Genomic DNA, 22,700 nt, shown 5'->3' on the forward strand with positions numbered 1-22,700 from the left:
TTTCTGAGCTGCCTATACGGCAGTGAAGCGTTGGGTACGTCTGCCGCTGCCCGTGCCATTTTTCTGAGCTGCCTATACGGCAGTGAAGCCCGCGCCGCGTAAGCGCCGCCTGACCTGAAATTTCTGAGCTGCCTATACGGCAGTGAAGAGGTTGGTAAGGCGGTCGCCCCGGAACTGCCATTTCTGAGCTGCCTATACGGCAGTGAAGTAGACACTCTGCTAGATAACCTACAGTTTTCAAAGAAAAATATGCACCAAAAGCTGTTTTACCCTTTTTTTTACCGAGTTTTGTAAGTCATTGATTTTTAAAGAACGAATCTGAGGCGAAAAAAAGAGGGTCAAAAAAGGGTTCATTGCTGGTGCATTTCTGTCTGAGCACTGTCGCGGCCAAGGCCCCTTCCACGAAAATGTATTGCCCTCGATACCTTGTCGCAGATAAATCAAATCCCCGTGGGAGGGGCTTGCCCGCGACAAGGCAACACACGGTGACTCTCGCAGTGCTGGCACCATTGTCGGGAGGCCTTGCGCTGCGGTTGTTCGGTAATCGAGGGACGATGAGGCCGCGAGTCTGGATCAATTGCTGATCCTGACCCTCTTTTTTTCGCCCACCATGCACCCTTTTAAAATCAATCACTTACAGAACCGACGAAAAAAAGGGGTAAAACGATCGCAAGCTCATATTTTTCTTTGAAAACGTAAGGTTATCGAGCAGAGTGTCTACTTCACTGCCGTATAGGCAGCTCAGAAATTTCCAAAGTTCGATAGACACAACGGAAAGTCCTTCACTGCCGTATAGGCAGCTCAGAAAGCTTGGATGGGCCAACCGTTTCAATGCAGATGCTTCACTGCCGTATAGGCAGCTCAGAAACGAGCGCGGCAAGCCGCTTGCCGGTGGGGTCTCTTCACTGCCGTATAGGCAGCTCAGAAATACGACCCGGTCACTAACGGTCATCTGCTCTGATTAACTGCCGAACAGGCAGCTCAACACCAATCAAATCATCTTTCTAAAAACCATAAACAACTGATTTACATAAATTTAAAGCACTCACTGTAGGAGCGCGCTTGCCCGCGACGGCAATATTCCTGACGACAGATGTGTATCGACTCTGTCTATGCCGTCGCGGGCAAGCACTCTCCTACGGCCCTTTCCGTAACTCCCTTCGTACACAAATCGCGGACTGGTCTTTCTGACACTCTGCCGCTCCCCGGCTCAAAAAACATAAAGCGCCGCCCTACGCTATCGGCTATATATGTTTCCTCTCACCGGCCTAGTGCCATTAGTGGTAGTGCTTCTTTCATGGATGACATCAGCTCTTCGGATCTCAAGACGATCCTGCATTCCAAACGCGCGAATATTTATTACTTGCAGCATTGCCGGCTATTGGTAAATGGCGGTCGGGTCGAGTATGTGACCGATGCGGGCAAGCAGTCGCTGTACTGGAATATCCCCATCGCCAATACCACGACTGTGTTGTTGGGCACCGGCACTTCGGTCACTCAGGCGGCGATGCGTGAGCTGGCCAAGGCGGGTGTGCTGGTCGGCTTTTGCGGCGGTGGCGGCACGCCGTTGTTCAGTGCCAACGAGATCGATATCGAGGTCGCATGGTTCTCGCCGCAAAGCGAATACCGGCCAACCGAATACCTGCAACGCTGGGTCGCGTTCTGGTTCAAGGATGATCTGCGACTCGAGGCCGCCAAGGCTTTTCAACGGTTGCGGCTGGCACACATCAGGCGCCAATGGGTCGAGCACAAGGCCTTCGCCAAAGCCGGTTTCAAAGTCGATCCGGCTGAGCTGGACAGCGCACTTGAGCAATCTCTCGTAGCCCTGAACAACGCTCCAGACCACACCTTCCTGCTCACCGAAGAAGCCCGGCTGACCAAACGCCTCTTCAAACTCGCGGCCACGGCGATGAAGTATGGCGATTTCGTGCGGGCCAAGCGTGGCGCAGGTGGCGACCCGGCCAACCGGTTTCTCGATCACGGCAATTACCTCGCTTATGGCCTGGCTGCAACGGCCACGTGGGTGCTGGGCCTGCCCCATGGTCTGGCGGTGCTGCACGGCAAGACCCGGCGCGGCGGATTGGTATTCGATGCCGCCGACTTGGTCAAGGACGGGCTGATCTTGCCCCAGGCCTTTATCTCGGCCATGCGTGGCGACGATGAGCAAGCGTTCCGCCAGGCCTGCATCGAGAACCTGACCCGCAGCGAAGCACTGGATTTCATGATCGACAGCCTCAAGGACGTTGCCGAGCAACTGGGAGGCAGCGTCGCGTGAATATTCTGCTTATCTGCCAGTGCGACAAGCGAGCACTGGTAGAAACCCGGCGCATCCTGGATCAGTTCGCCGAACGTCGTGGTGAGCGCACCTGGCAAACGCCGATCACCCAGGCCGGCCTCGACACCTTGCGCCGTCTGTTGAGAAAAAGCGCCCGCCGCAACACGGCGGTGGCCTGTCACTGGATCAGAGGACTGGACCATAGCGAATTGCTATGGATTGTCGGTGATGCCAGCCGCTTCAATGAACAGGGCGCCGTACCGACCAACGTCACACGCCGCAATGTGCTGCGCAACGGCGATGAAAACGACTGGCACACGGGCGAAGACATCACCTTGCTCGCGCAGATGGCCGCGTTACTGCACGACCTTGGCAAATCCAGCATCGCTTTTCAGAAACGCCTGACAAGCTCCATCCACGAGAAAAACCTTTATCGCCACGAGTGGGTTTCGCTGCGGCTTTTTCTGGCATTCGTCGGGCGCGACTCCGACGAAACCTGGCTTGGACGTCTGGCCAAACCCGACTCACTGGACGACGCTAGCTGGTTGGCTGAAGGCCGATACCTGCGCGATGGTCTTGACCCCGACACGCCGCCTCCTTTTCGCCAATTGCCACCACTGGCGGCAGCGATTGCCTGGCTGGTCGTGACCCACCATCGCTTGCCGACAAAGCCTTTTGAGGATTATCTGGGCGACGAAAAGCTCTGGTTCGGCAAGCCATCGCGCACCATATCCACAGCATCGCTGAGCAATATTCTGGATGGCATCACCCACGAGTGGAACGAGCTGAAACGCCCTGCCGAACCGGGCGAGATAAAGCCTTACTGGCAGTTCGAGCACGGTTTACCGGTGACGCTGCCCAAATGGCGCACCCAGGCAGCGAAACTGGCTACTCGCCTGTTAGCACTGCTGGGCAAGGCAGGCAAAGGCGACTGGCTGAATAACCCTTATGTCATGCATGTGGCACGCATGAGTTTGATGCTGGCCGACCATCATTACTCGGGGCTAAAGGCCGACTCGAAAAAGCGCGTCCAGGGCGATGCGCAATGCCTGCTCTACGCCAATACCGAAAATAACGTGCTCAAGCAGAAACTGGATGAACACTTGCTGGGCGTGGCTCGTCTTGCGGGCACCATTGTTCATGGGCTGCCGGGTTTCGAGCGTCATCTGCCGCGTCTTGCAAAGCACAAAGGGCTGCGCAAACGTAGTGGTTCGGAACGCTTTCAGTGGCAGGACAAAGCCACCGATGCCGCCACCAGCCTGCGCGACAAGTCATTCGAGCACGGGGCGTTCATCGTCAATATGGCTTCGACCGGCTGCGGCAAGACTCTCGCCAACGCCCGCATCATGAATGCCCTGGCCGACCCGCAACTGGGGTTTCGCTGCACGTTCGCCTTGGGCCTGCGCACGCTGACGCTGCAGACCGGGGCCAGCTATCGCCAGGATCTGCACCTGAACGAAGACGAACTGGCCGTGCATGTCGGCGGCTCGGCCAGCAAAGCCTTGTTCAAGTTCCACCAGAAGCAGGCGGAGCAAACAGGCTCGGGCTCGGTGCAGGCCTTGATCGAAGAAGACAGCCACGTTTTGTACGAAGGCCAGTCGAGCGATCACGGTCTGCTTTCCAAAGCCATGGCCAATCAGGACATACGCTCGCTGCTCAGCGCGCCCATGCTGGTCTGCACCATCGATCATCTGATGCCGGCCACCGAAGCCCAGCGCTCGGGCCGCCAGATCGCGCCGATGTTGCGCATGATGAGCAGTGATCTGGTGCTCGATGAACTGGACGACTTCGACCTGTCTGATTTGCCCGCCCTGACCCGCCTGATGCATTGGGCCGGTATGCTCGGCACGCGGGTCTTGCTGTCATCGGCAACATTGCCGCCGGCGCTGGTGGACGGGATGTTTCAGGCCTATCGAGCAGGTCGTGTGCATTATCGACGCAACCGCGGCTCCCATGACCATCAGACTTATTCACCATCAGATGTAGCGTGCCTGTGGGTGGATGAGTTCAGCGCCCACGGCACGACCTGCGCTGATATCCAGCACTTTCTCGCCGAGCATGAAGCCTTCGTGCAGCGTCGTGTTGAAGAACTGGGCAAAGCCGAGCCGCGAAGATGCGGTGAGCTGATACCGCTGAATATCACAGCCAAAAAACCGGAAGCCATTCGTGTCGAGTTCGCCAGGCATGTGCGCAGCGCCATGCTTGAGGCCCATGCCCGACACGCAGAAAGCTGCCCGCACAGCGGCAAGCGGGTCAGTTTCGGTCTGGTGCGCATGGCCAATATCGAGCCGCTGTTCGATACCGCTCTGGCGTTGTTTCAGGCAGGCGCTCCTGAGGATTACCGCATCCATTTATGCGTTTACCATTCGCGCTTTCCGCTACTGCTGCGCTCGGCCATCGAAGCGCAACTGGACGCCAGCCTGAACCGGCGCAAGCGTGAAGCGGTTTATGGGCTGCCGGGAATCAGGCAAGCCATCGATCAGTCTCCCGAGCAGAACCATCTGTTTGTGGTGCTGGGCTCGCCGGTGACGGAAGTCGGTCGTGATCACGATTATGACTGGGCCATCGTAGAGCCGTCGTCCATGCGCTCGTTCATTCAACTGGCCGGGCGCATACAGCGGCATCGCAACGAACCCTGCAAGTCGCCCAATGAGCTTATCTTCGATGCCAACCTGCGACACTTTGAACACCCGCAGGCAGCCGCTTTTGTGCAGCCGGGTTTCGAGAACAAAAATGGCACGCTTGATGATCCGTTCAGGCTGATGACTCATCGGCTCGAAAAGCTGCTGAAAGAAGATGAATACAAGACCCTTACAGCCCGCCCGCGCATCCAGCCGCGACCAGCTCAGGAGTGGCAGGCCAAGAAAAGCCTGGTGGATCTCGAACATAGTCGGCTTGCGGCACAAATGCTGCCCAAGGATCACAACCCAGTCTCGAAAACCGCATTCAGCCTGGATGCCGCCTGCGCCTGGCAGTATCCACAGGCTTCACTGACCTGGATCTTGCCGCAGCATCAGCCCTTCCGCGAACAGACCACACAGGAAACCGAACTGGTGTTTCTGCCTGACGAGGATGAAGAGCAACTTGTGCTGCATCGCATTCATGAAGAAGCAAAACGCGGCAAGCCTGCAATTCATACCCTAGCCCAGAGCGAACTCACCACTATCGACCTCGACAGCTTGCTTGGCCCACGGATAACCCCTTGGGGTCGGCATGACTTGATGGAGCTGCTTGTTGAACAGGCAGAGGCTCAAGGCCTCTCCCTTGAGAGATGTGCCGAGAAATTCACCTCGGTCAGCGTGCGTGAAAGCCGGTTTGGGTGGAGGTATCACCCGGTTTTGGGGTTTGAAAAAGCCAGAAACGAATAAACATCAAGACAAAGGAAGGCATATGCAGATAGAGAATTACCCAAAACCAGTCATGGGACTGGCATCCGCCAAGTCGATTTTTAAAGGTTCCGAACATGGATGAAGGATCTAGGCCCTCGCCCCGCTCCACCCTTTTTCGTGCCGCCATCACTGCCTTTATCAATGAGCGCAAAGAAGCAAAGCTCAAGGGCAGTGACGAGGGCGACAGTAATCAAGCTGCCGGCAAATATGATTACGCCACCTGGCTGGCCGATGCCGCTCGCCGGGTCACTCAGATTCAGGCAGTGACTCATGTGCTCAAGGCCACGCATCCCGATGCTCGGGGCAGTAGCCTGCATGTCGTGCCGCAATCGCTGCATCAACATGCCGAGGTAGGCAGCCATGTATTGGGCGGAGTGTATGCCGACGATATCGTTGGCAATGCTGCCGCTCTCGATGTGTACAAATTTCTCAAGGTAGAAGTCGAAGGCCGTCGTCTGCTGGACTGGCTGCAAGCCAATGATCCAGACCTGCTCAATGCATTGAATGATGATGAAGCCACTGCTCATGAGTGGGCATCGGCATTCAAGGGCCTGATCCGATCAGCCTCTACACTGGCTTCTCACACCATGGCCAAGCAGGTTTACTGGAGCGTTTCCGGTGATCCGACTGACAACTCGGGCTTTCATCTCTTGCAGCCCTTGTTCGCCAGCAGCCTTGCCCATGCGGTACATCAGAACATCAACGATGCGCGCTTCGGTGAAGCCAACAAGGCAGCCCGGCAGGCCAGACGAGATAAACAGCTTCACGATGGCCAATACCGCGATTACCGTAATCTGGTCACCCGCAAGCTGGGGGGCACCAAGCCGCAGAACATCAGCCAGCTCAACAGCGAGCGCGGTGGGGTGAATTATCTGCTGGCCTCAATACCACCTATATGGAAGCAAAACAGACTACGTGACTTTCTCAAGATCGAAACGGCACTGGATCGTTTTGAGCATTTTGAAGGCGTGAGCGAACAGATAGATGCTTTATGCAAGCTACTGAAAAGTGACCCGCCCCAAACGCTGCCAACTCGTAATGCCCGCAAGAAAATCGAACACGCCTTGAACCAGTCACTGGCAGCCTTCGGCGTTACAAGTCGCGAACTGATAGAACCGGGCTGGAGCCGTCACACTGACTGCGAACTGCCGTTATGCGAACAACTCTGGCTCGACCCTGGCCGCATCGATCTGCCTTTGCGCGACGATCATCTTGATGAGGATCAGGCATTTATCGCGGCCTTTGAGCGCAATGACTGGCCCGATCAGGTCGCCAAGCGCTTTGGCCAATGGCTGAACGCGATCCTGCGCGATATAGGTTTGCCTGTCGGCGATGTGGAGCTGAGACACTGGACAAAACAGGCAATCATTGAGGCTGACTCTTTCATGCCGATCACTGGTCGGGAGAGCGCCAATGGCTGACTGCCCCTCGTTCACTCACCTGCTGGTTATCCCACGTATTCGCGTGCAGAACGCCAACTCCATTTCCAGCCCGCTGACCCACGGTTTTCCGTCGATGACGGCCTTCCTGGGCCTGATGTGGGCACTCGAACGCAAGACCCACGATGCAGGCCTGGAGCTGAAATTCAAAGCTGTCGGCGTCGTTGTGCATCATCACGAAGAGCAGACAACCGACAGCAAGTACGTGAGTGCCTTGCGCCTGACACGCAACCCCGTCAACAAGGACGGCAGCACCGCCGCGATTGTTGAAGAAGGTCGGATGCACATGGAGATCAGCCTTGTATTCGGGGTGCAAGGCGACACGTTGCCGACCGATAGCGAAGCTGCGCAATTGATCGCCAGACAAGTGCGCGATCAGCTTTCGCAAATGCGTATTGCAGGCGGCAGTGTGGTTCCGTCCAGTGCGCCGCCCTACAAGCAGCAGCCTTTCTTGGCGCTCATGCCCAAAGAAGAGAGCGACAGGCAAGATTTGTTCAGCAAAATCCGCTTGCGCCTGCTGCCGGGCTTTGCGCTGGTTGATCGTCAGGATTTGCTCGAAAAGCGGCATGACGCATTAAAGGAAAACGATCCCGATGCATCCTCGCTCGACGCCTGGCTGTCGTTATCACGCATCAACTGGCACAGCGTTGCCAACCAGGATCAGGACAAGAAGCCCGAGTGGGTCAACGATAAAAAAGGCGAAGGCTGGATAGTGCCCATTCCTGTCGGCTATGGCGCGTTGAGTGATGTGCTAGCCGCTGGTTCGGTGGCTAACGCCCGCGATGGGCAAACCGAGTTCTGTTTCGTCGAAAGCCTGTATGGCATCGGTGAATGGATCAGCCCCCATCGCCTGCACAAACCAGAACACCTGCTCTGGTACGCCGATTCGCAACCCAATGATGGCCTCTATCGCTGCGCCAACGATTATCGCCCTGTTGTTTTGCACGACTTCGACTGACTGCTGACCATCTTCCTAAAAGGTATTTGAACATGGCTAAAGACACCCTCAAGACCGCTTCCGTTCTGGCTTTCGAGCGCAAGCTCGATCCTTCCGATGCGCTGTTTCATTCAGGCGACTGGCAGTCTCGCGAAAGCTGGACGCCGGTGGAAGTTCGTGAAAAATCGGTACGTGGCACCATTTCCAACCGCCTGAAAACCAAAGACCTGGACCCAGCCAAACTGAATACCGTGATCGAAAAGCCCAACCTGCAAACGGTAGATGTGGCCGCTCTGCCCCACGACGCCGACACCCTGCGGGTCAGCTTTACTCTGCGCATCCTGAGCGGCACCGGCCAGCCTTCGGCCTGTAATAACATCGAGTATCGGGACAAGCTGCTCGCTACCGTAAAAAGCTACTTAGACGGCAATGGCTTCGATGAACTGGCACGCCGCTATGCCCACAATCTGGCCAACGGTCGCTTCCTGTGGCGCAATCGCATCGGTGCCGAACAGGTTGAGGTGGAAGTCACTCATCTGGTGGATGGCAAGGCTACATCGAAATGGGATTTCGATGGTCTGGCTCTATCTCTGCGGGACTTCAAAACCAACGCTGAAAACACCAAGGCGCTGGGCGAACTGACGAAATTGATCGCCAGCGGTCTGGCAGGTAAACAGCATGTACTGCTAGGCGTGACGGCTTATGTGCGTATCGGCTCAGGGCAGGAAGTTTTTCCTTCCCAAGAGCTGATTCTGGATCGCTCCAGCAGCACCAAAAGCAGAACGCTCTATCAAGTCGATGCTATCGCAGGTATCCACTCGCAAAAGATCGGCAACGCCATTCGCAGCATCGACACCTGGTATCAGGAAGCCGATATCAACGGCCCGATTGCCGTGGAACCCTATGGCTCGGTGACCACGCAGGGCAAGGCGTATCGCGCCAAGGATAACTTCTACACCCTGCTCGACGGCTGGGTGCTCAAGGACAAGGTGCCGGAGCTGGATCAGCAGCATTTCGTCATCGCGACCCTGATTCGTGGCGGCGTATTCGGTGAGGCGGGCTAAGCCATGGATCACTACCTAGACCTGCAATTACTGCCCGATCCGGAGTTTGCAGCCACGCAACTGATGAGCGCGCTGATGTCCAAGCTGCATCGCGGTTTGCATGACCTGCGCCGCGATGACATCGGCATCAGCTTCCCGGCTCTTGGAGGCAAGGCCAGCGGCCTGGGCGACTGCCTGCGCTTACATGGCAGTGTGCAAGCGCTGGATGCCCTGATGGCCCAGAGCTGGCTGACGGGCATGCGCGACCATGTGCGGGTAGGCGAACTGAGCGTGGTGCCTGCTGATGCGCAGCATCGCCGCGTCAGCCGCGTGCAAGTGGACAGCAACCCGGAACGCACAAGACGGCGCCTGATAAAACGCCACGGCATCACTGAAGAACAAGCCCGAAAACGCATCTCCGACAGCGCCGCGAAACGCTGCAATCTGCCCTTCACCCAACTTCGCAGCCGCACCAGTGGCCAGACGTTTCTGCTGTTCATCCAGCATGGATCACTACAAGCCAACGCCCAGCCGGGGACCTTCAATAGCTATGGGTTGAGTGCTACGGCGACTGTTCCCTGGTTTTGATGATTTTTTGGCTAATGGACCGCCCCCCCCTTGCAGGTGATGTAACTGCGAGGGGTTTGGTTTGGGCTGCCTATTCGGCAGTGAAGATGCAGGCGCTCGGAGCTTCCCGAGATGCATCTTTTCTGAGCTGCCTATTCGGCAGTGAAGGATAGAGGCTCGTCAGCCCGCGGCGCCGCAATTTTCTGAGCTGCCTATTCGGCAGTGAAGTGACCAAGCCCAAGCGAGGTGGTACAGCAGATTTTCTGAGCTGCCTATTCGGCAGTGAAGTCAGAGTTGCGCAAGTGCTTGGATGATGTGATTTTCTGAGCTGCCTATTCGGCAGTGAAGGGGGGTAACGTCAATGCCTTGGTTGAGCAGGATTTCTGAGCTGCCTATTCGGCAGTGAAGTAGACACTCTCCCCGATAACCCTCCGTTTTCAAAGAAAAATATGCGTTTTCAGCCGTTTTACCCCTTTTTTTATCGAGCTTTGTAAGTCGTTGATTTTTAAAGGATGAACCTATGGTGAAAAAAAGAGGGTCAGGAAAGGGTAATGCCGATCATTTAAGGCATACATGTCACCAGTGGGAGGGGCCTTGGCCGCGACGACCTGCTTCCAGACAACATATTTTCAGCGCCTGAAACTTGAAGTCGCGGCCAAGGCCCCTCCCACGGGGTTATGTGTTCTTGGGATAGATCTCTCAGCAGCAAACACCCCCACTCTCGACTACCCTCAAACCCATCATTTAAGCGGTTGATGCTCTGGCCACCTTGACTGATGGGGACAAGAATAATAATGAAAGACCCTTATGCCTTCGGGTTCTACAGTGCCTGTTTTGCGCTGATGGTGGTGGTTGCGGCGACTTATTACAGCGCGGCTTCCGGTACTCATCCGATTCGGACAGCAGATGCCTATTTTGTCATTTATTCGGCCTCTTCTCTGGTCGAGGCTCTGGCGATCATCGGGATCGCGGGGGTGACGTTCAAGGCTTATGGGTCCTGGAAGCGGGATGTGCGCCAGCACAAGGCGCTTGGCGTTATCTGGGATGCCAGTGTGGCGTTCCGGGAGATCGAGATCGGGTTCAACGAGTGGTTCTTCGGCCCGGATGCCGAGCTAAAGGCCGGCAACGATGCGCGCCAGATCGATTCGCTGCTCAGCGCCAGCCCGCTGGGTCTGGCGCTGAGGGCGTTCAAAAAACAGTGCATCCTGCTGGACAAGGTGGTGATCAAGAGTCACTGGCGCTGGCTGAACCATGCAGCCGAACTCGAAATGCTGGCACGGGCTCTAAGTGCCGAAGCGTTCGGGGCCGTGGGCAAAGGCAAGATCACCCACTCCATCGTGGATTTTCTCTATGCCCATGAGGGTGAGGCCTGGCAAAGAACCCAGGCCGATTGGGAAACCCTCATGACGACGATCGAAGAACAGCTCACAGAGCTGGAAGAGTCCTACACATAGGCCCGGACCGATCAGATATCCAGCGTGATCTTGCCGAAATGCCGGTTGGTTTCCTGATAGCGGAATGCTTCGACGATATCGGTCAGCGGGAACGAGCGGTCAATGACCGGGCGGATACCGGTGGCGTTGATCGCGCGGATCATGTCCTGCTGCTGGCTGCGACTGCCGACCAGCACGCCTTGCAGGCGCAATTGCTTGATCAGGGCCGGCACGATTGCCAGTTGTCCGGCAACGCCGGTCAGAATGCCGATCACCGAGATATGCCCGCCCACACGCGCCGCCTGCATGGACTGCTCAAGTGTCGATGGACCGCCGACTTCGATGATGTGATCGACACCACGGCCACCGGTCAGGGTGCGGGCTGTCTTGCCCCAGTTGCTGTCCTTGCGATAGTTGATCAGGTGATCGGCGCCCAGTTCGCGCAGACGCTCCAGTTTCTCGTCACTGGAGGATGTGGCGATAACCGTTGCTCCGGCCATTTTGGCGAATTGCAGGGCGAAGATCGAAACGCCGCCTGTGCCCTGAACCAATACGGTGTCGCCTGCTTTCAGGCCGCCATCGCTCATCAACGCACGCCATGCGGTCAGGCCAGCGGTGGTCAGGGTCGAGGCTTCGGCATGGGTGTAGCCGATAGGGGCGTGGGTGAAGGAAGTGGCGCGGGCCGTGACCTGTTGGCGGGCATAGCCATCGATGCCATCGCCTGGCACCGTGACAAAACCTTCTACCAGTGGCTCACCACTGATCCAGTCCGGGAAGAAGGTGCTGACGACTGAATCCCCGGCCTTGAACTCGCTGACGCCCTCTCCCACCGCCGTGACCACGCCAGCGCCGTCGGCCATGGGAATGCGTGACTCGCTAGGCCCCCACATGCCGCTGACCACTGCGAAGTCGTGGTAATTGAGGGAGTTGGCATGCAGGCGCACGGTGATTTCCCCGGCCTTGGGCGCCAGCACTTCGCTGTCACCGACAATAACGCGCTCGTAACCGCCACCGGCCTGTACATAAATGGTTGTGTTGCTCATGATCGATCTCCTGTCTGTTCAACGTCCTGTGAAATGACGAAATGCTTACCCGTTAGTTCAACGAACGGGCATGGCTCTGTTGCGGCTTCACATCGCCCTGGCAAATGAAGCACTCTGCCGCGTCCGACCAAACCAATCAAACCGCTGCGAGTATCCAGCCCCATGATGAATCTGAAATACAGCGTACCGGCCGCCCTTCTGCTGGGCCTGACAGGCATGGCTCAGGCACAGGAATCAGCCTCGCATCTGGACAAGGTGATTCAGGCCGGTGAACTGTCAGTGTGTACCACCGGCGACTATAAGCCTTACACCTTCCTGCGCGAGGACGGCGAGTACGAAGGCATCGACATCACCATGGCCCGCTCGCTGGCCAAAAGCCTGGGGGTCAAGGTGACATGGGTTCCCACCACCTGGAAGACCCTGATGCCGGACATGGTCGCCGGCAAATGCGACATCGGCATGGGCGGCATCTCCGTCACCCTGGAGCGCCAGAAGAAAGCTTTCTTCAGCAACACGCTGGATGTCGACGGCAAGATCCCGCTGGTCCGCTGCGAGGACCAGGCGCTGTATCAGACCATCGAGCAAATCAACCAGCCGTCCGTACGTCTGATCGAACCGGCCGGTGGCACCAATGAAGCTTTCGCCCGCGCCTATCTGCCCAAGGCTCCGATTGCCTTCCACGACAACAAGACCATCTTCCAGGAGTTGCTGGACAAGAAGGCCGACGTGATGATCACCGATGCCTCCGAAGCGCTCTATCAGCAGAAGCGCATGCCGGGCCTGTGTTCGGTCAACCCGACCCGTTACATGCAATACGGTGAAAAAGCCTATCTGCTGCCACGGGATGACGTGGCCTGGAAAAGCTATGTCGACCAGTGGTTGCACTTGAGTAAAGCTACAGGCGCCTACCAGCAGGCGCTGAGTGAGTGGTTGGCGGTACCGGGCCAATAAACTCCAGGCCATGGCTTTAGCTCAGGAGTTACACGCCGATAAAAGATAACGCGCCTTCAGAGCGCGGCATCTCCAATCTGCGCAACACGCTCCATCAAGGGGAAAGTCATGGCACACGCTCAAGTCGCCACCAGAACCGGCCTCACCGTAAAACAGCGTTTGATGTTCTCGACCTTCGCGATCATCGTTGCGTTTTTCGTCTTGTCGGTTTTCATGATCCAGACGCTCAAGACCTCGACCGAAAACGTCGATGCGCTCTATAACCGCGACTTTCTGGCGACAGAGACCGTGAACAATATTGATGGCACCCTCACTCGGGTGGACATCAACATTCTGCGCATGATCGCAATTGGCAACCCGGAGCAGACCGCCGTCTGGAAAACCGAGAACGAAAACGCCTTCACTCAACTGGACAAGCTGACGAGTCAGTTGAGCCAGGAAACGACTGGCACTCTGGATGCCCAACTGACCCAGCAATTGCAGCGTGACTATGCGAAGTTGCGTGACGGCATGCGCCATCAGACCAGCGTGATCCAGACCGGCGACATTGCCGGCGCGACCAATATCAACCGCACCGAGGTCAAGCCTTTCGCGGAGCAGGTCTTCAAGACACTGCAAACCCTGCGCGAGCAAGGCAAGCAACAGGCCGGCAAACGCTTCGAGGCGCAGGAAGCGAGCGCCAGCAAGGCCAATAGCCTGGCAATTGGCGCGACGCTGGTCATTGCTCTGCTGGGTGTCATCGCGACGCTGCTGACGACTCGCAGCATTCTCGGCGCCATTGGTGGAGAACCCGACATGGTGGCTGGTATCACCCGCACCATCGCCAAGGGGGACTTGAGCAGCACCATCAACGTTGCGAGCAATGACAAGTCCAGCGTGGTGGCTGCCGTCGGTGCCATGCAGGCGCAGCTTCGCGAGACATTGCAGCAGATCTCCAGCTCGGCAAACCAGCTCGCCTCGGCAGCCGAGGAAATGACCGCCATTACCGAAGATGGCGTCAAGGGGCTGCACAAACAGAATAACGAGATCGATCAGGCCGCCACGGCAGTCAATCAAATGACCAGCGCAGTGGAAGAAGTGGCCCGCAATGCCGAGAACACGGCACGCTCTTCCAGCAGTGCGACAGGTGCTGCGCAGGACGGGCTCGGGCTGGTCAAAAAGACGGTCAGCGCCATCGACACCATGAGCAATGATGTACAGAAGACAGCCAGCCTGATCGGCGAGCTGGCAGATCAGTCTCGTGATATCGGCAAGGTGCTGGACGTGATTCGGGGCCTGGCGGAGCAGACCAACCTGCTGGCACTGAACGCCGCCATCGAAGCAGCACGTGCGGGTGAAGCCGGCCGTGGTTTTGCCGTGGTTGCCGACGAAGTCCGCGCCCTGGCCCACCGTACACAGCAATCGACCAGCGAAATCGAACGTCTGGTCACCAACATCCAGAGCGGCACTGAACGCGCGGTAGGTTCCATGCGCGGCAATACCGAACTGGCCAGCGAAACGCTGGGCATCGCCGAAGGTGCCAACGAGGCGCTGAGCAAGATCAATGCGGCAGTGAGCGAGATCAACGATCTCAACCTGGTGATCGCCAGCGCTGCACAGGAGCAGGCGCACGTTGCGCGGGAAGTTGACCGTAACCTGGTGAACATCCGCGACCTGTCGGCGCAGTCTTCTTCCGGCGCACAGCAAACCAGTACGGCCAGCCGCGAGCTGTCACGACTGGCTGTGGATCTGAGCGGCATCGTCGGACGTTTCCGCCTGTCCTGACCCAAGACACACTCTTTGCGCTGCCAGCAGCGCAAAGAGTGTCTTCCAGCCAAACATTCGGTTGAAAGCCAGTCCGTCCTGAAATAGCGTATTGCCTTGGACGATCAAGGAAAGACGCATGAAACCCAGCAAAACCATCACTCGTGCGTTCTGTGTCGAGTTGCAGCAGGAACTGTCCATTACCGCCGCCCGCCGCGAGTACTTCTCTCAGGAGCCACCGCGCTCGCGATTCGATTTTCTGTGCTCAAGTGAAGCCTGCCGTGCGCTGGGTGCGAAGGTGACAGGCGTCAGGTATGACGTAAAGCCTCAGGACAACCCGACCTTCGTGGCCGCACACTTTCGCGCCAACCCGCATTACGAGCATCACGCCACCTGCGAGTGGGTCGAGGAAGACGCCCGGCAAGCCAGGGAAGAACCCGAGGTTGAAGAGACCGATCCACAGGCCCGTATCCGCAAGGCCAAGCGCAAGCTCGATGACTACATCGATGTCTTCGATCCGGTCATAAAAGACCCGGTCAAGGAAAAGGCCGGGGCAGACAAGTCCGGCCCTCGCGCACCACAGACCACGAACGACTCTCCAGCGGCAGAAGCTTCGACGCCCGCAGCACCGCGCTACAGTGAAACACGCACCAATAATCTTGAACGTCTGGTGGACAGCTATCGCCAGGCCAAGGCGCAACTGCCGCCCGATGATTTCAAACTGCTGACCTTGAGGATTCCCGGCCAGGGCGAGTTGTCCCTGCGCTCGTACTTTCGCCATATCAAATATGCGCAGACAGGCGACAACGGCCGCGTGCTGTATGGCGGCGGGCTGGTGGAACGTTATGGTCTGGGGTTCAAGTTCAAGTTCTTCGACCGTCTTGAAGCCAAGCTGGTGACGCTGTACGTGTCACCGGCGCAGATGCAGGCTTATCGGTCCAGTCGCTACATCACCGAACTGTTGAGCCATGCCGATGAAGTGAAGTTCTTCACGGTTTATGCACTGGGGAATGTCGTCAAAAGCCCATCGGGGAAAAGCTTCAGCGTCGAAGTCGACGACCTGCGGCATCTGGCGATTGTGCTGGGGCCAGCGAAGGAGTGATTGGGCAGGAGCGAATTCATTCGCGAATGAATTCGCTCCTGCATCGATCGTGGGGAAATCAGACCTTCACGATCCAGCCAGCAGGCGCTTCAACATCACCGGACTGTACGCCAGTCAGTTCAGCATAAAGCTTGCGGGTCACGGGGCCGACGTCTGTTTCGCTATAGAAGACGTGCAGTTTTTCCTTGTAGGAAATGCCGCCGATCGGGGTGATGACAGCAGCCGTGCCGCAGGCGCCAGCTTCCGTGAAGTCACCGATCCTGTCGATCAGCACATCATCTTCCACCACGGTCAGGCCCAGACGGGTTTGAGCCAGTTCCATCAACGACAGGCGTGTAATACCTGGCAGCACCGAAGGCGACTTGGGTGTGATGAACTTGTTGTCGGCCGTGATAGCGAAGAAGTTGGCCGAACCGACCTCTTCGATCTTGGAGTGAGTCTGCGGGTCCAGATAGATGCAGTCAGCGAAGCTGTGCTTTCTGGCTTCGGAGCCTGGCATCAGGCTGGCGGCATAGTTGCCACCCACCTTGGCCGCGCCGGTGCCGTTCGGTGCGGCACGGTCGTAACCGGAGATCACGAAGTTGTTCGGCTTCAGGCCACCCTTGAAATAGGCGCCGACCGGAATGCAGAAGATCGAAAAGATGAATTCAGGTGCGCTTCGCACGCCGATGTTGTCGCCTACGCCGATCACGAACGGACGCAGGTACAGGGCACCGCCCGAGCCATAAGGCGGGATGAAGCGTTCGTTGGCCTTGACGACCTTCTTGCACGCCTCGATGAAGACTTCGGTCGGCACATGGGGCATCAGCAGGCGCGAACAGCTGCGCTGCATGCGCTGGGCGTTCTGGTCAGGACGAAACAGGTTGATCGAGCCATCCTTGCAGCGATAGGCCTTCAGGCCCTCAAAGCACTGCTGACCGTAATGAAGCGCGGTAGAACCTTCGCTGATATGCAGAAGGTTGTCTTCAGTCAGCGAGCCTTCATCCCAGGCACCGTCACGCCAGTGAGAGAGGTAGCGCTTGTCGGTTTTGATGTAGTCAAAACCCAGGGTTTCCCAGTTAATGCTTTCTTGACTCATAACGCCCTCTATCATTTAGCCGCTGCCTGGACGAGTCAGGCCAATGCCGTATTCTGCCAGATCATTTCGACCCTGAGGCTTGAAATAAGCATAATCCGCGGGTTTTGAAACGGTAGCTGCCAGAGCCCCGTCATTTTTCTTGCCCCTGGCCACCAGGAGCTTGAGTATCTAGTGAACGATGACTGCCTTTCCTTGGCGATCATTTAGTCATTCAGCGTTGTTTTGTTATACCTTCAGCTAACGAAACTACAACCCCCCACGCAGAAATGACGGAGCACAACCATGGGTGTAGAAAAAATCCTGCTGGCCTTGACCCTGACCGGCCTCGTCAGCGTGGCCAGTGCGGCTGACAGCAAGCCTGTCAACTCAAGCAAGCCGACAACGAGCCAGAGCACCACGGCTCAACAGCCCCGAAGCCAGCAGCCGTCCACAAACAATGCGGTTGTCACTCCTGAAGACATCAAGCGCTTCAAGGCGGGCAACGTGACAAAAGACGAAGTGAAATGAGCAGACGAAAAAAAACCCTGTGCCTTTCGGAACAGGGTTTCTGATTTTCGGGCTCAGGTGCAAGTCAGAAGGCGTAAGTCACCAGCAACTCTTTGGTCACCTGAAAGTCCACCGACATCATCACGCTCAGTGCAGTGATGGTGAAGATGGAGAACACGAACAGCTTGCGGGCCCAGACAGTATCGTCCGCAGCCTTGTAGCCTTTCCAGGCCATGTACAACCAGTACATGCCCATGCCCGCCGCAACGGCGAGGTAGTTCAGACCCGCGTAACCGCCGAACGTCAACATCAGGGTCGCCACGAGGAACGCCAGGATGTAGAGCAGGATGTGACGCTTGGTGACCAGAATGCCGCGCTTGACCGGCAATACCGGAATTTTCGCTGCACGATAGTCGTTGAAACGGAAGATCGCGATCGCATACGAATGCGGCATCTGCCACAGGCTGAACATCACCAGTAGCGTCCAGGCAGCAAAGTCGAAGCTGTTGCTTACTGCGCAGTAGCCAATCACCGGAGGCATGGCCCCCGACAGGCTGCCTATCAGGGTGCCATGCACGGATTTACGCTTGAAGTACAGGCTGTAGAAGCCCACGTAAATCACAAAACCGATGACTGCCAGCAAGGCAGCCAACGGGTTTGCATAGGTGTACAGCAGGCTGACACCGACGATGCCAAGAATCGTGGCATAGAGCAGTGCAAGCTTGATGGACACCAGACCCTGCACCAGCACACGGTTGCGAGTCCGCTCCATGCGCTGGTCGATATCCCGATCGATGCAGTTGTTGAATACGCAACCTGACGCTACGACCAGAGAGGTACCGATTACCGCCGCAAGAAACACGATGAAATCGATATCCCCCTTGGAAGCCAGAAAAAAGCCACCTGCCACCGAAAGCACGTTACCGAAAATGATCCCCGGCTTGGTGATTTGGATAAAGTGCTTCAGGGACATCTGGTATTCCTCAATGCGCCATCATTTCGCGATGGATACTGAAAATGATCCACAGCGAGAGGCCGACCAGCAGAACGATAACCAACGCGGTGAAGGCAAACGCCAGCACGTTGTTACGTTGCGCACTCGTGAAGTCCAGGTGCAGGAAGTAATGCAGATGCACCAGGATCTGAACGATCGCAAAGGCCAGGATGATCGCAATGGTCAGGTCTTTCGGCAGAACCGGGGACATGACCAGGGCGAACGGGATGGCGGTCAGGATGATCGACAGCACGAAACCGATGATGTAGGACTTCACGGAACCGTGGCTATTGTCTTCAGCTGGATGATGTGAATTCGCCATTTACAGGGCTCCCATCAGATAGACGATAGTGAACACACCGATCCAGACCACGTCCAGGAAGTGCCAGAACAGGCTCAGGCAGCTCAGGCGGGTCTTGTTGGTGTTGGTCAGGCCCTTTTTCTGGACCTGATACATCATGATACCCATCCAGATCAGACCGCTGGTTACGTGCAGACCGTGCAGGCCGACCAGGGCGAAGAACGCCGACAGGAAGCCGCTGCGGCTAGGACCGTAGCCTTCGTGGATCAGGTGATGGAACTCGTAGATTTCCATACCGATAAAGGCAGCACCACAGAGGAAGGTCAGGGCCAACCAGCCCAGGACCTGACTCTTCTTGCCTTTGTACAGCGCCAGCATGGCGAAGCCATAAGTGATACTACTGATCAGCAGGAACGCGGTTTCGACCGCCACGAAAGGCAGCAGGAAGATGTCCTGGCCCGACGGGCCACCCGCGACACTGTTGACCATCACGGCGTAGACCGCGAAGAACGATGCGAACAACACGCAGTCGGTCATCAGGTACAGCCAGAAGCCGTAGACCGTCATTCCACCGCTGTCGTGGTGATCGTCATGCCCATGGTCATGAGCGTCATGACCGTGGGCTCCGGAGTTGATAGCAATATTTGACATGTTTAAACCTGTTCCAGCGAGGACTTGACAGGAGTGTATGCACCGTTGGCCGCCAGGACCTTGTGATGCTCACCTTCAATACGCGCTACATCTTCAGCAGGCACCATGTAGCCCTGATCGTCACGTGCAGCGTGAGCAACGAACACAGCAATGGTCGCTACCAGACTTACGCCAACCAGCCACCAGATGTGCCAGATGAACGCGAAGCCGAAGACGGTCAACAGCAGGCCCATGTACAGGCCGGTGGCCGTGTTGTTAGGCATGTGGATAGCCGAGTAGTGAGCTGGAACCTTGTAGGCGGTACCTGCGCGCTTGGCATCCGTGAATGCGTCGATGTCTTTTGCCTCAGGCAGCTCGGCAAAGTTGTAGAACGGCGGTGGCGAAGAAGTGGACCACTCAAGCGTGTGGCCATTCCATGGGTCACCGGTCAGATCGCGGTTCTTGTTGCGGTCACGGATACTGACGAACAACTGGATCAGCTGCGAAGCGATACCGGCTGCGATCAGGAACGCACCGAACAGAGCAACGTTCAGGTAGATGTTCCACTCAGGCATGTCGGTAGCGTTGAGGCGACGGGTCATACCCAGGAAGCCCAGCGCGTACAGCGGCATGAATGCAACGAAGAAACCGCTGATCCAGAACCAGAACGCTGCCTTGCCCCACTTCTCGTTCAGGGTGAAACCGAACGCTTTAGGGAACCAGAACGCGAAGCCGGCGATGTAACCGAATACCGCACCGCCGATGATGACGTTGTGGAAGTGAGCGATTACGAACAGGCTGTTGTGCAGTACGAAGTCAGCACCAGGAATCGCCAACAGAACGCCGGTCATGCCGCCGATCGAGAAGGTGACCATGAAGCCCAGGGTCCAGAGTACTGGCGCAGTGAAGCGCAGGCGGCCCTGGTAGATGGTGAACAGCCAGTTGAATAGCTTCACACCCGTCGGTATCGCGATGAGCATCGTCGCCAGACCGAAGAAGGCGTTGACGTTCGCACCCGCACCCATGGTGAAGAAGTGGTGCAGCCAGACCATGAAGCCCAGTACACAGATCGCGCCGGAAGCGAAGATCATGGACTTGTGGCCGAACAGACGCTTGCCCGAGAACGTCGAGATGACTTCGGAGAAGACACCGAACGCAGGCAGAATCAGGATGTAAACCTCAGGGTGACCCCATGCCCAGAACAGGTTCACGTACATCATGGGGTTACCGCCCATTTCGTTCGTGAAGATGTGGAAGTCCAGGTAACGGTCAAGGGTCAGCAACGCCAGGGTAGCGGTCAGGATCGGGAACGAAGCCACGATCAGGATGTTTGCCCAGGTGCAGGTCCAGGTGAAGATCGGCATGTCCATCAGTTTCATGCCAGGGGTACGCATCTTCAGCACGGTCACCAGGAAGTTGACGCCCGTAAGGGTCGTACCTAGCCCGGATAGCTGTAGCGCCCAGATGTAGTAGTCAACACCTACTCCAGGACTGTATTGCAGACCCGACAACGGCGGATACGCAACCCAGCCGGTCTTGGCGAACTCGCCGACACCCAGGGAGATGTTGATCAGCAGCATGCCCGATACCAGCAGCCAGAAGCTGAGGGAGTTCAGGAACGGGAAGGCTACGTCACGAGCACCGATCTGCAGTGGCAGAACGATGTTCATCAGACCGGTGAAGAACGGCATCGCCATGAAGATGATCATGATCACACCGTGAGCGGTGAAGATCTGGTCATAGTGTTCAGGCGGCAGGAAGCCTTCGGCGCCATTCTGGGCCATGGCCAGCTGGGCACGCATCATGATTGCGTCGGCAAAACCGCGCAGCAGCATGATCATGGCAACGATGATGTACATCACGCCGATTTTCTTGTGGTCGACGGACGTCAGCCACTCGGTCCACAGGTAAGACCACTTCTTGAAGTAAGTGATTGCCCCGACAACGCCCAGACCACCGAGCGCGATCATGGCAAGGGTCACCATGACTATCGGCTCGTGGAAGGGTACCGATTCCCAACTTAATTTACCTAACATCGTTTACTCCTCTGCCCCAGCAGCTGAATTTTTGCCCTTTTCCGCACCTTCGGTACCGGCAACTTCCTTCTCACCAGGGATAACCTTCTTGCCTGGATTCATACCTTCATACTTGTCGATGATGATCTGGAACAGGTTCGGAGTAACCGTGGAATAAAGTTCGACGGGATTGCGTTCGCTAGGTTTGGCCAGTTCAGCGTATTCAGCAGCACCAAGCTGTTTAGGTGAACTCTTGACTTCGTTGATCCAGGCATCGAAATCAGCCTGGCTGGTGGCGATAGCCTTGAATTTCATGCCGGTGAAACCCGCGCCACTGTAGTTGGCCGAGATACCGTTGAACTCGTGGTTTTCATTGGCGATCAGATGCAGCTTGGTGTGCATGCCAGCCATTGCGTAGATCTGGCCACCCAGGCCTGGAATGAAGAACGAGTTCATTACAGAGTCGGATGTAACCTGGAAATTGATCGGGGTATTGGCAGGGAAGACGATCTTGTTGACCGTGGCGATGCCTTGTTCCGGATAGATGAACACCCATTTCCAGTCGAGTGCGACAACCTGGATGGTCACAGGCTTGACGTCTGACTCAAGCGGACGGTACGGGTCCAGCGAGTGAGTGGAGATGTAGGTGAAGTAGCCCAGGAAGACCAGCAGGATCATGGGGATACCCCAGACCGCGACTTCGATCTTGGTCGAGTGCGACCAGTCTGGCGTGTACTTGGCAGCCTTGTTGGAGGCGCGATACTTCCAGGCGAAGACGAAGGTCAGGACGATGACCGGGATGACCACGATCAGCATCAGCAACGTGGCGATGATGATCAGGTTCCGCTGCTCGATACCCACCTGCCCTTTCGGATCGAGCAGAGGGACGCCGTCACAGCCGCTGAGCAACAGCATGCTGAACAGGGCCAAGTAGCCAAAAAACCTGGGGTACCTTTTTTTACTCATCTCACGACCTCTAAAAGCAGCTTGCGCGGTGCAGTGGGTTTCGACCGCCAACACTTTACCCTGCCAGTGCCGGCATCTTTTTTAAATTGAACAAGGACCTGCCGGAACGCTCTGTTGCGAAACGACAAATCCGGGGGTTTAGCTATGAATTCTTATTCTGAGTCGCCGGAAACTGCCCCGCTTTCGCAGTTCAATCGCCTTGCACGCGGTCATTCCTGCGCGCTCAGAGGCAAGCATTGCGCTGCCTGTTTAGCCTGCACAGGGCGCTCCGAGCCTCAAAATTTCTGATCGCCAAGCCTGGCTGGACG

At 56.8% G+C, this 22,700-nt stretch carries 18 protein-coding genes, 1 pseudogene and 1 CRISPR repeat array; of the genes and pseudogenes, 12 read left to right on the top strand and 7 right to left on the bottom strand.

Annotation, left to right across the window (positions count from 1 at the left end):
• Window positions 1–1,297: 1,297 nt before the first annotated feature.
• The 7 genes from cas1f (at window position 1,298) to JL015_RS07685 (ending at window position 11,104) form a co-directional block, all read left to right on the top strand.
• The gene (cas1f, locus tag JL015_RS07655; protein ID WP_201018008.1) at window positions 1,298–2,275 is read left to right on the top strand and encodes a type I-F CRISPR-associated endonuclease Cas1f; all 978 of its coding nucleotides are present in this window, start codon (window positions 1,298–1,300) and stop codon (window positions 2,273–2,275) included.
• Entirely contained in the window at window positions 2,272–5,643 is a 3,372-nt protein-coding gene (cas3f, locus tag JL015_RS07660) for a type I-F CRISPR-associated helicase Cas3f (RefSeq protein WP_201018009.1), read from the top strand. Before cas1f ends, cas3f begins: the two co-directional genes overlap by 4 nt.
• A 95-nt stretch (window positions 5,644–5,738) precedes the next feature.
• Window positions 5,739–7,085 (top strand): type I-F CRISPR-associated protein Csy1, encoded by a 1,347-nt coding sequence (gene csy1 / locus JL015_RS07665; protein ID WP_201018010.1) that lies wholly within the window; start codon window positions 5,739–5,741, stop codon window positions 7,083–7,085.
• The gene (gene csy2, locus JL015_RS07670) at window positions 7,078–8,061 is read left to right on the top strand and encodes a type I-F CRISPR-associated protein Csy2 (RefSeq protein ID WP_201018011.1); all 984 of its coding nucleotides are present in this window, start codon (window positions 7,078–7,080) and stop codon (window positions 8,059–8,061) included. Before csy1 ends, csy2 begins: the two co-directional genes overlap by 8 nt.
• A 32-nt stretch (window positions 8,062–8,093) precedes the next feature.
• Window positions 8,094–9,104, top strand: a complete 1,011-nt coding sequence (gene csy3, locus JL015_RS07675) for a type I-F CRISPR-associated protein Csy3 (protein WP_201018012.1) — start codon at window positions 8,094–8,096, stop codon at window positions 9,102–9,104.
• A 3-nt stretch (window positions 9,105–9,107) separates the two neighbouring features.
• Window positions 9,108–9,671: a type I-F CRISPR-associated endoribonuclease Cas6/Csy4 gene (cas6f, locus tag JL015_RS07680; protein ID WP_201018013.1), complete on the top strand. Its 564-nt coding sequence runs from the start codon at window positions 9,108–9,110 to the stop codon at window positions 9,669–9,671.
• Window positions 9,672–9,729: 58 nt separating this feature from the next.
• Window positions 9,730–10,058: direct repeats of the CRISPR family, unit length 28 nt; unit sequence TTTCTGAGCTGCCTATTCGGCAGTGAAG.
• A gap of 386 nt (window positions 10,059–10,444) precedes the next feature.
• Window positions 10,445–11,104 (top strand): hypothetical protein, encoded by a 660-nt coding sequence (locus tag JL015_RS07685; protein ID WP_201005926.1) that lies wholly within the window; start codon window positions 10,445–10,447, stop codon window positions 11,102–11,104.
• A gap of 11 nt (window positions 11,105–11,115) precedes the next feature.
• Here the strand turns inward: JL015_RS07685 and JL015_RS07690 are convergent, their stop codons facing one another.
• Complete coding sequence (locus tag JL015_RS07690) at window positions 11,116–12,126, bottom strand: zinc-dependent alcohol dehydrogenase family protein (RefSeq protein ID WP_201018014.1); 1,011 nt, start codon at window positions 12,124–12,126, stop codon at window positions 11,116–11,118.
• Between the two features lie 162 nt (window positions 12,127–12,288).
• Here JL015_RS07690 and JL015_RS07695 point away from each other — a divergent pair, with 162 nt between their 5' ends.
• The 4 genes and pseudogenes from JL015_RS07695 (at window position 12,289) to JL015_RS07705 (ending at window position 15,922) form a co-directional block, all read left to right on the top strand.
• Window positions 12,289–13,077, top strand: a complete 789-nt coding sequence (locus tag JL015_RS07695) for a transporter substrate-binding domain-containing protein (protein WP_201018015.1) — start codon at window positions 12,289–12,291, stop codon at window positions 13,075–13,077.
• A 108-nt stretch (window positions 13,078–13,185) separates the two neighbouring features.
• Window positions 13,186–13,725: pseudogene (locus JL015_RS28050) on the top strand (MCP four helix bundle domain-containing protein); the annotation flags it as partial.
• Complete coding sequence (locus tag JL015_RS28055; RefSeq protein ID WP_445177105.1) at window positions 13,699–14,841, top strand: methyl-accepting chemotaxis protein; 1,143 nt, start codon at window positions 13,699–13,701, stop codon at window positions 14,839–14,841. The pseudogene JL015_RS28050 and the gene JL015_RS28055, both read left to right, overlap by 27 nt.
• A 118-nt stretch (window positions 14,842–14,959) precedes the next feature.
• On the top strand, window positions 14,960–15,922 hold the full coding sequence (locus tag JL015_RS07705; protein WP_201018017.1) for an ATPase: 963 nt from the start codon (window positions 14,960–14,962) through the stop codon (window positions 15,920–15,922).
• Window positions 15,923–15,980: 58 nt separating this feature from the next.
• Here JL015_RS07705 and JL015_RS07710 read toward each other — a convergent pair whose 3' ends face one another.
• Window positions 15,981–17,000 (bottom strand): branched-chain amino acid aminotransferase, encoded by a 1,020-nt coding sequence (locus JL015_RS07710; protein WP_201018018.1) that lies wholly within the window; start codon window positions 16,998–17,000, stop codon window positions 15,981–15,983.
• Window positions 17,001–17,282: 282 nt separating this feature from the next.
• On the opposite strand from JL015_RS07710, the gene JL015_RS07715 reads away from it, so the two are divergent.
• Window positions 17,283–17,507 (top strand): hypothetical protein, encoded by a 225-nt coding sequence (locus JL015_RS07715; RefSeq protein WP_201018019.1) that lies wholly within the window; start codon window positions 17,283–17,285, stop codon window positions 17,505–17,507.
• 64 nt (window positions 17,508–17,571) lie between these two features.
• Here the strand turns inward: JL015_RS07715 and cyoE are convergent, their stop codons facing one another.
• From cyoE to cyoA, 5 genes are read right to left on the bottom strand one after another with little or no spacing between them, the layout of a single operon-like run.
• Window positions 17,572–18,459: a heme o synthase gene (cyoE, locus tag JL015_RS07720; RefSeq protein WP_201005939.1), complete on the bottom strand. Its 888-nt coding sequence runs from the start codon at window positions 18,457–18,459 to the stop codon at window positions 17,572–17,574.
• A gap of 10 nt (window positions 18,460–18,469) precedes the next feature.
• Entirely contained in the window at window positions 18,470–18,802 is a 333-nt protein-coding gene (gene cyoD, locus JL015_RS07725) for a cytochrome o ubiquinol oxidase subunit IV (protein ID WP_025258799.1), read from the bottom strand.
• On the bottom strand, window positions 18,803–19,432 hold the full coding sequence (gene cyoC, locus JL015_RS07730) for a cytochrome o ubiquinol oxidase subunit III (RefSeq protein WP_201005941.1): 630 nt from the start codon (window positions 19,430–19,432) through the stop codon (window positions 18,803–18,805).
• 2 nt (window positions 19,433–19,434) lie between these two features.
• The gene (gene cyoB / locus JL015_RS07735) at window positions 19,435–21,447 is read right to left on the bottom strand and encodes a cytochrome o ubiquinol oxidase subunit I (RefSeq protein WP_201005943.1); all 2,013 of its coding nucleotides are present in this window, start codon (window positions 21,445–21,447) and stop codon (window positions 19,435–19,437) included.
• Between the two features lie 3 nt (window positions 21,448–21,450).
• Complete coding sequence (gene cyoA / locus JL015_RS07740) at window positions 21,451–22,392, bottom strand: ubiquinol oxidase subunit II (RefSeq protein WP_201005945.1); 942 nt, start codon at window positions 22,390–22,392, stop codon at window positions 21,451–21,453.
• Window positions 22,393–22,700 lie beyond the last annotated feature (308 nt).

The organism is Pseudomonas cichorii (assembly GCF_015471405.1).
In the GTDB taxonomy this organism is placed as follows: domain Bacteria; phylum Pseudomonadota; class Gammaproteobacteria; order Pseudomonadales; family Pseudomonadaceae; genus Aquipseudomonas; species Aquipseudomonas serbiensis.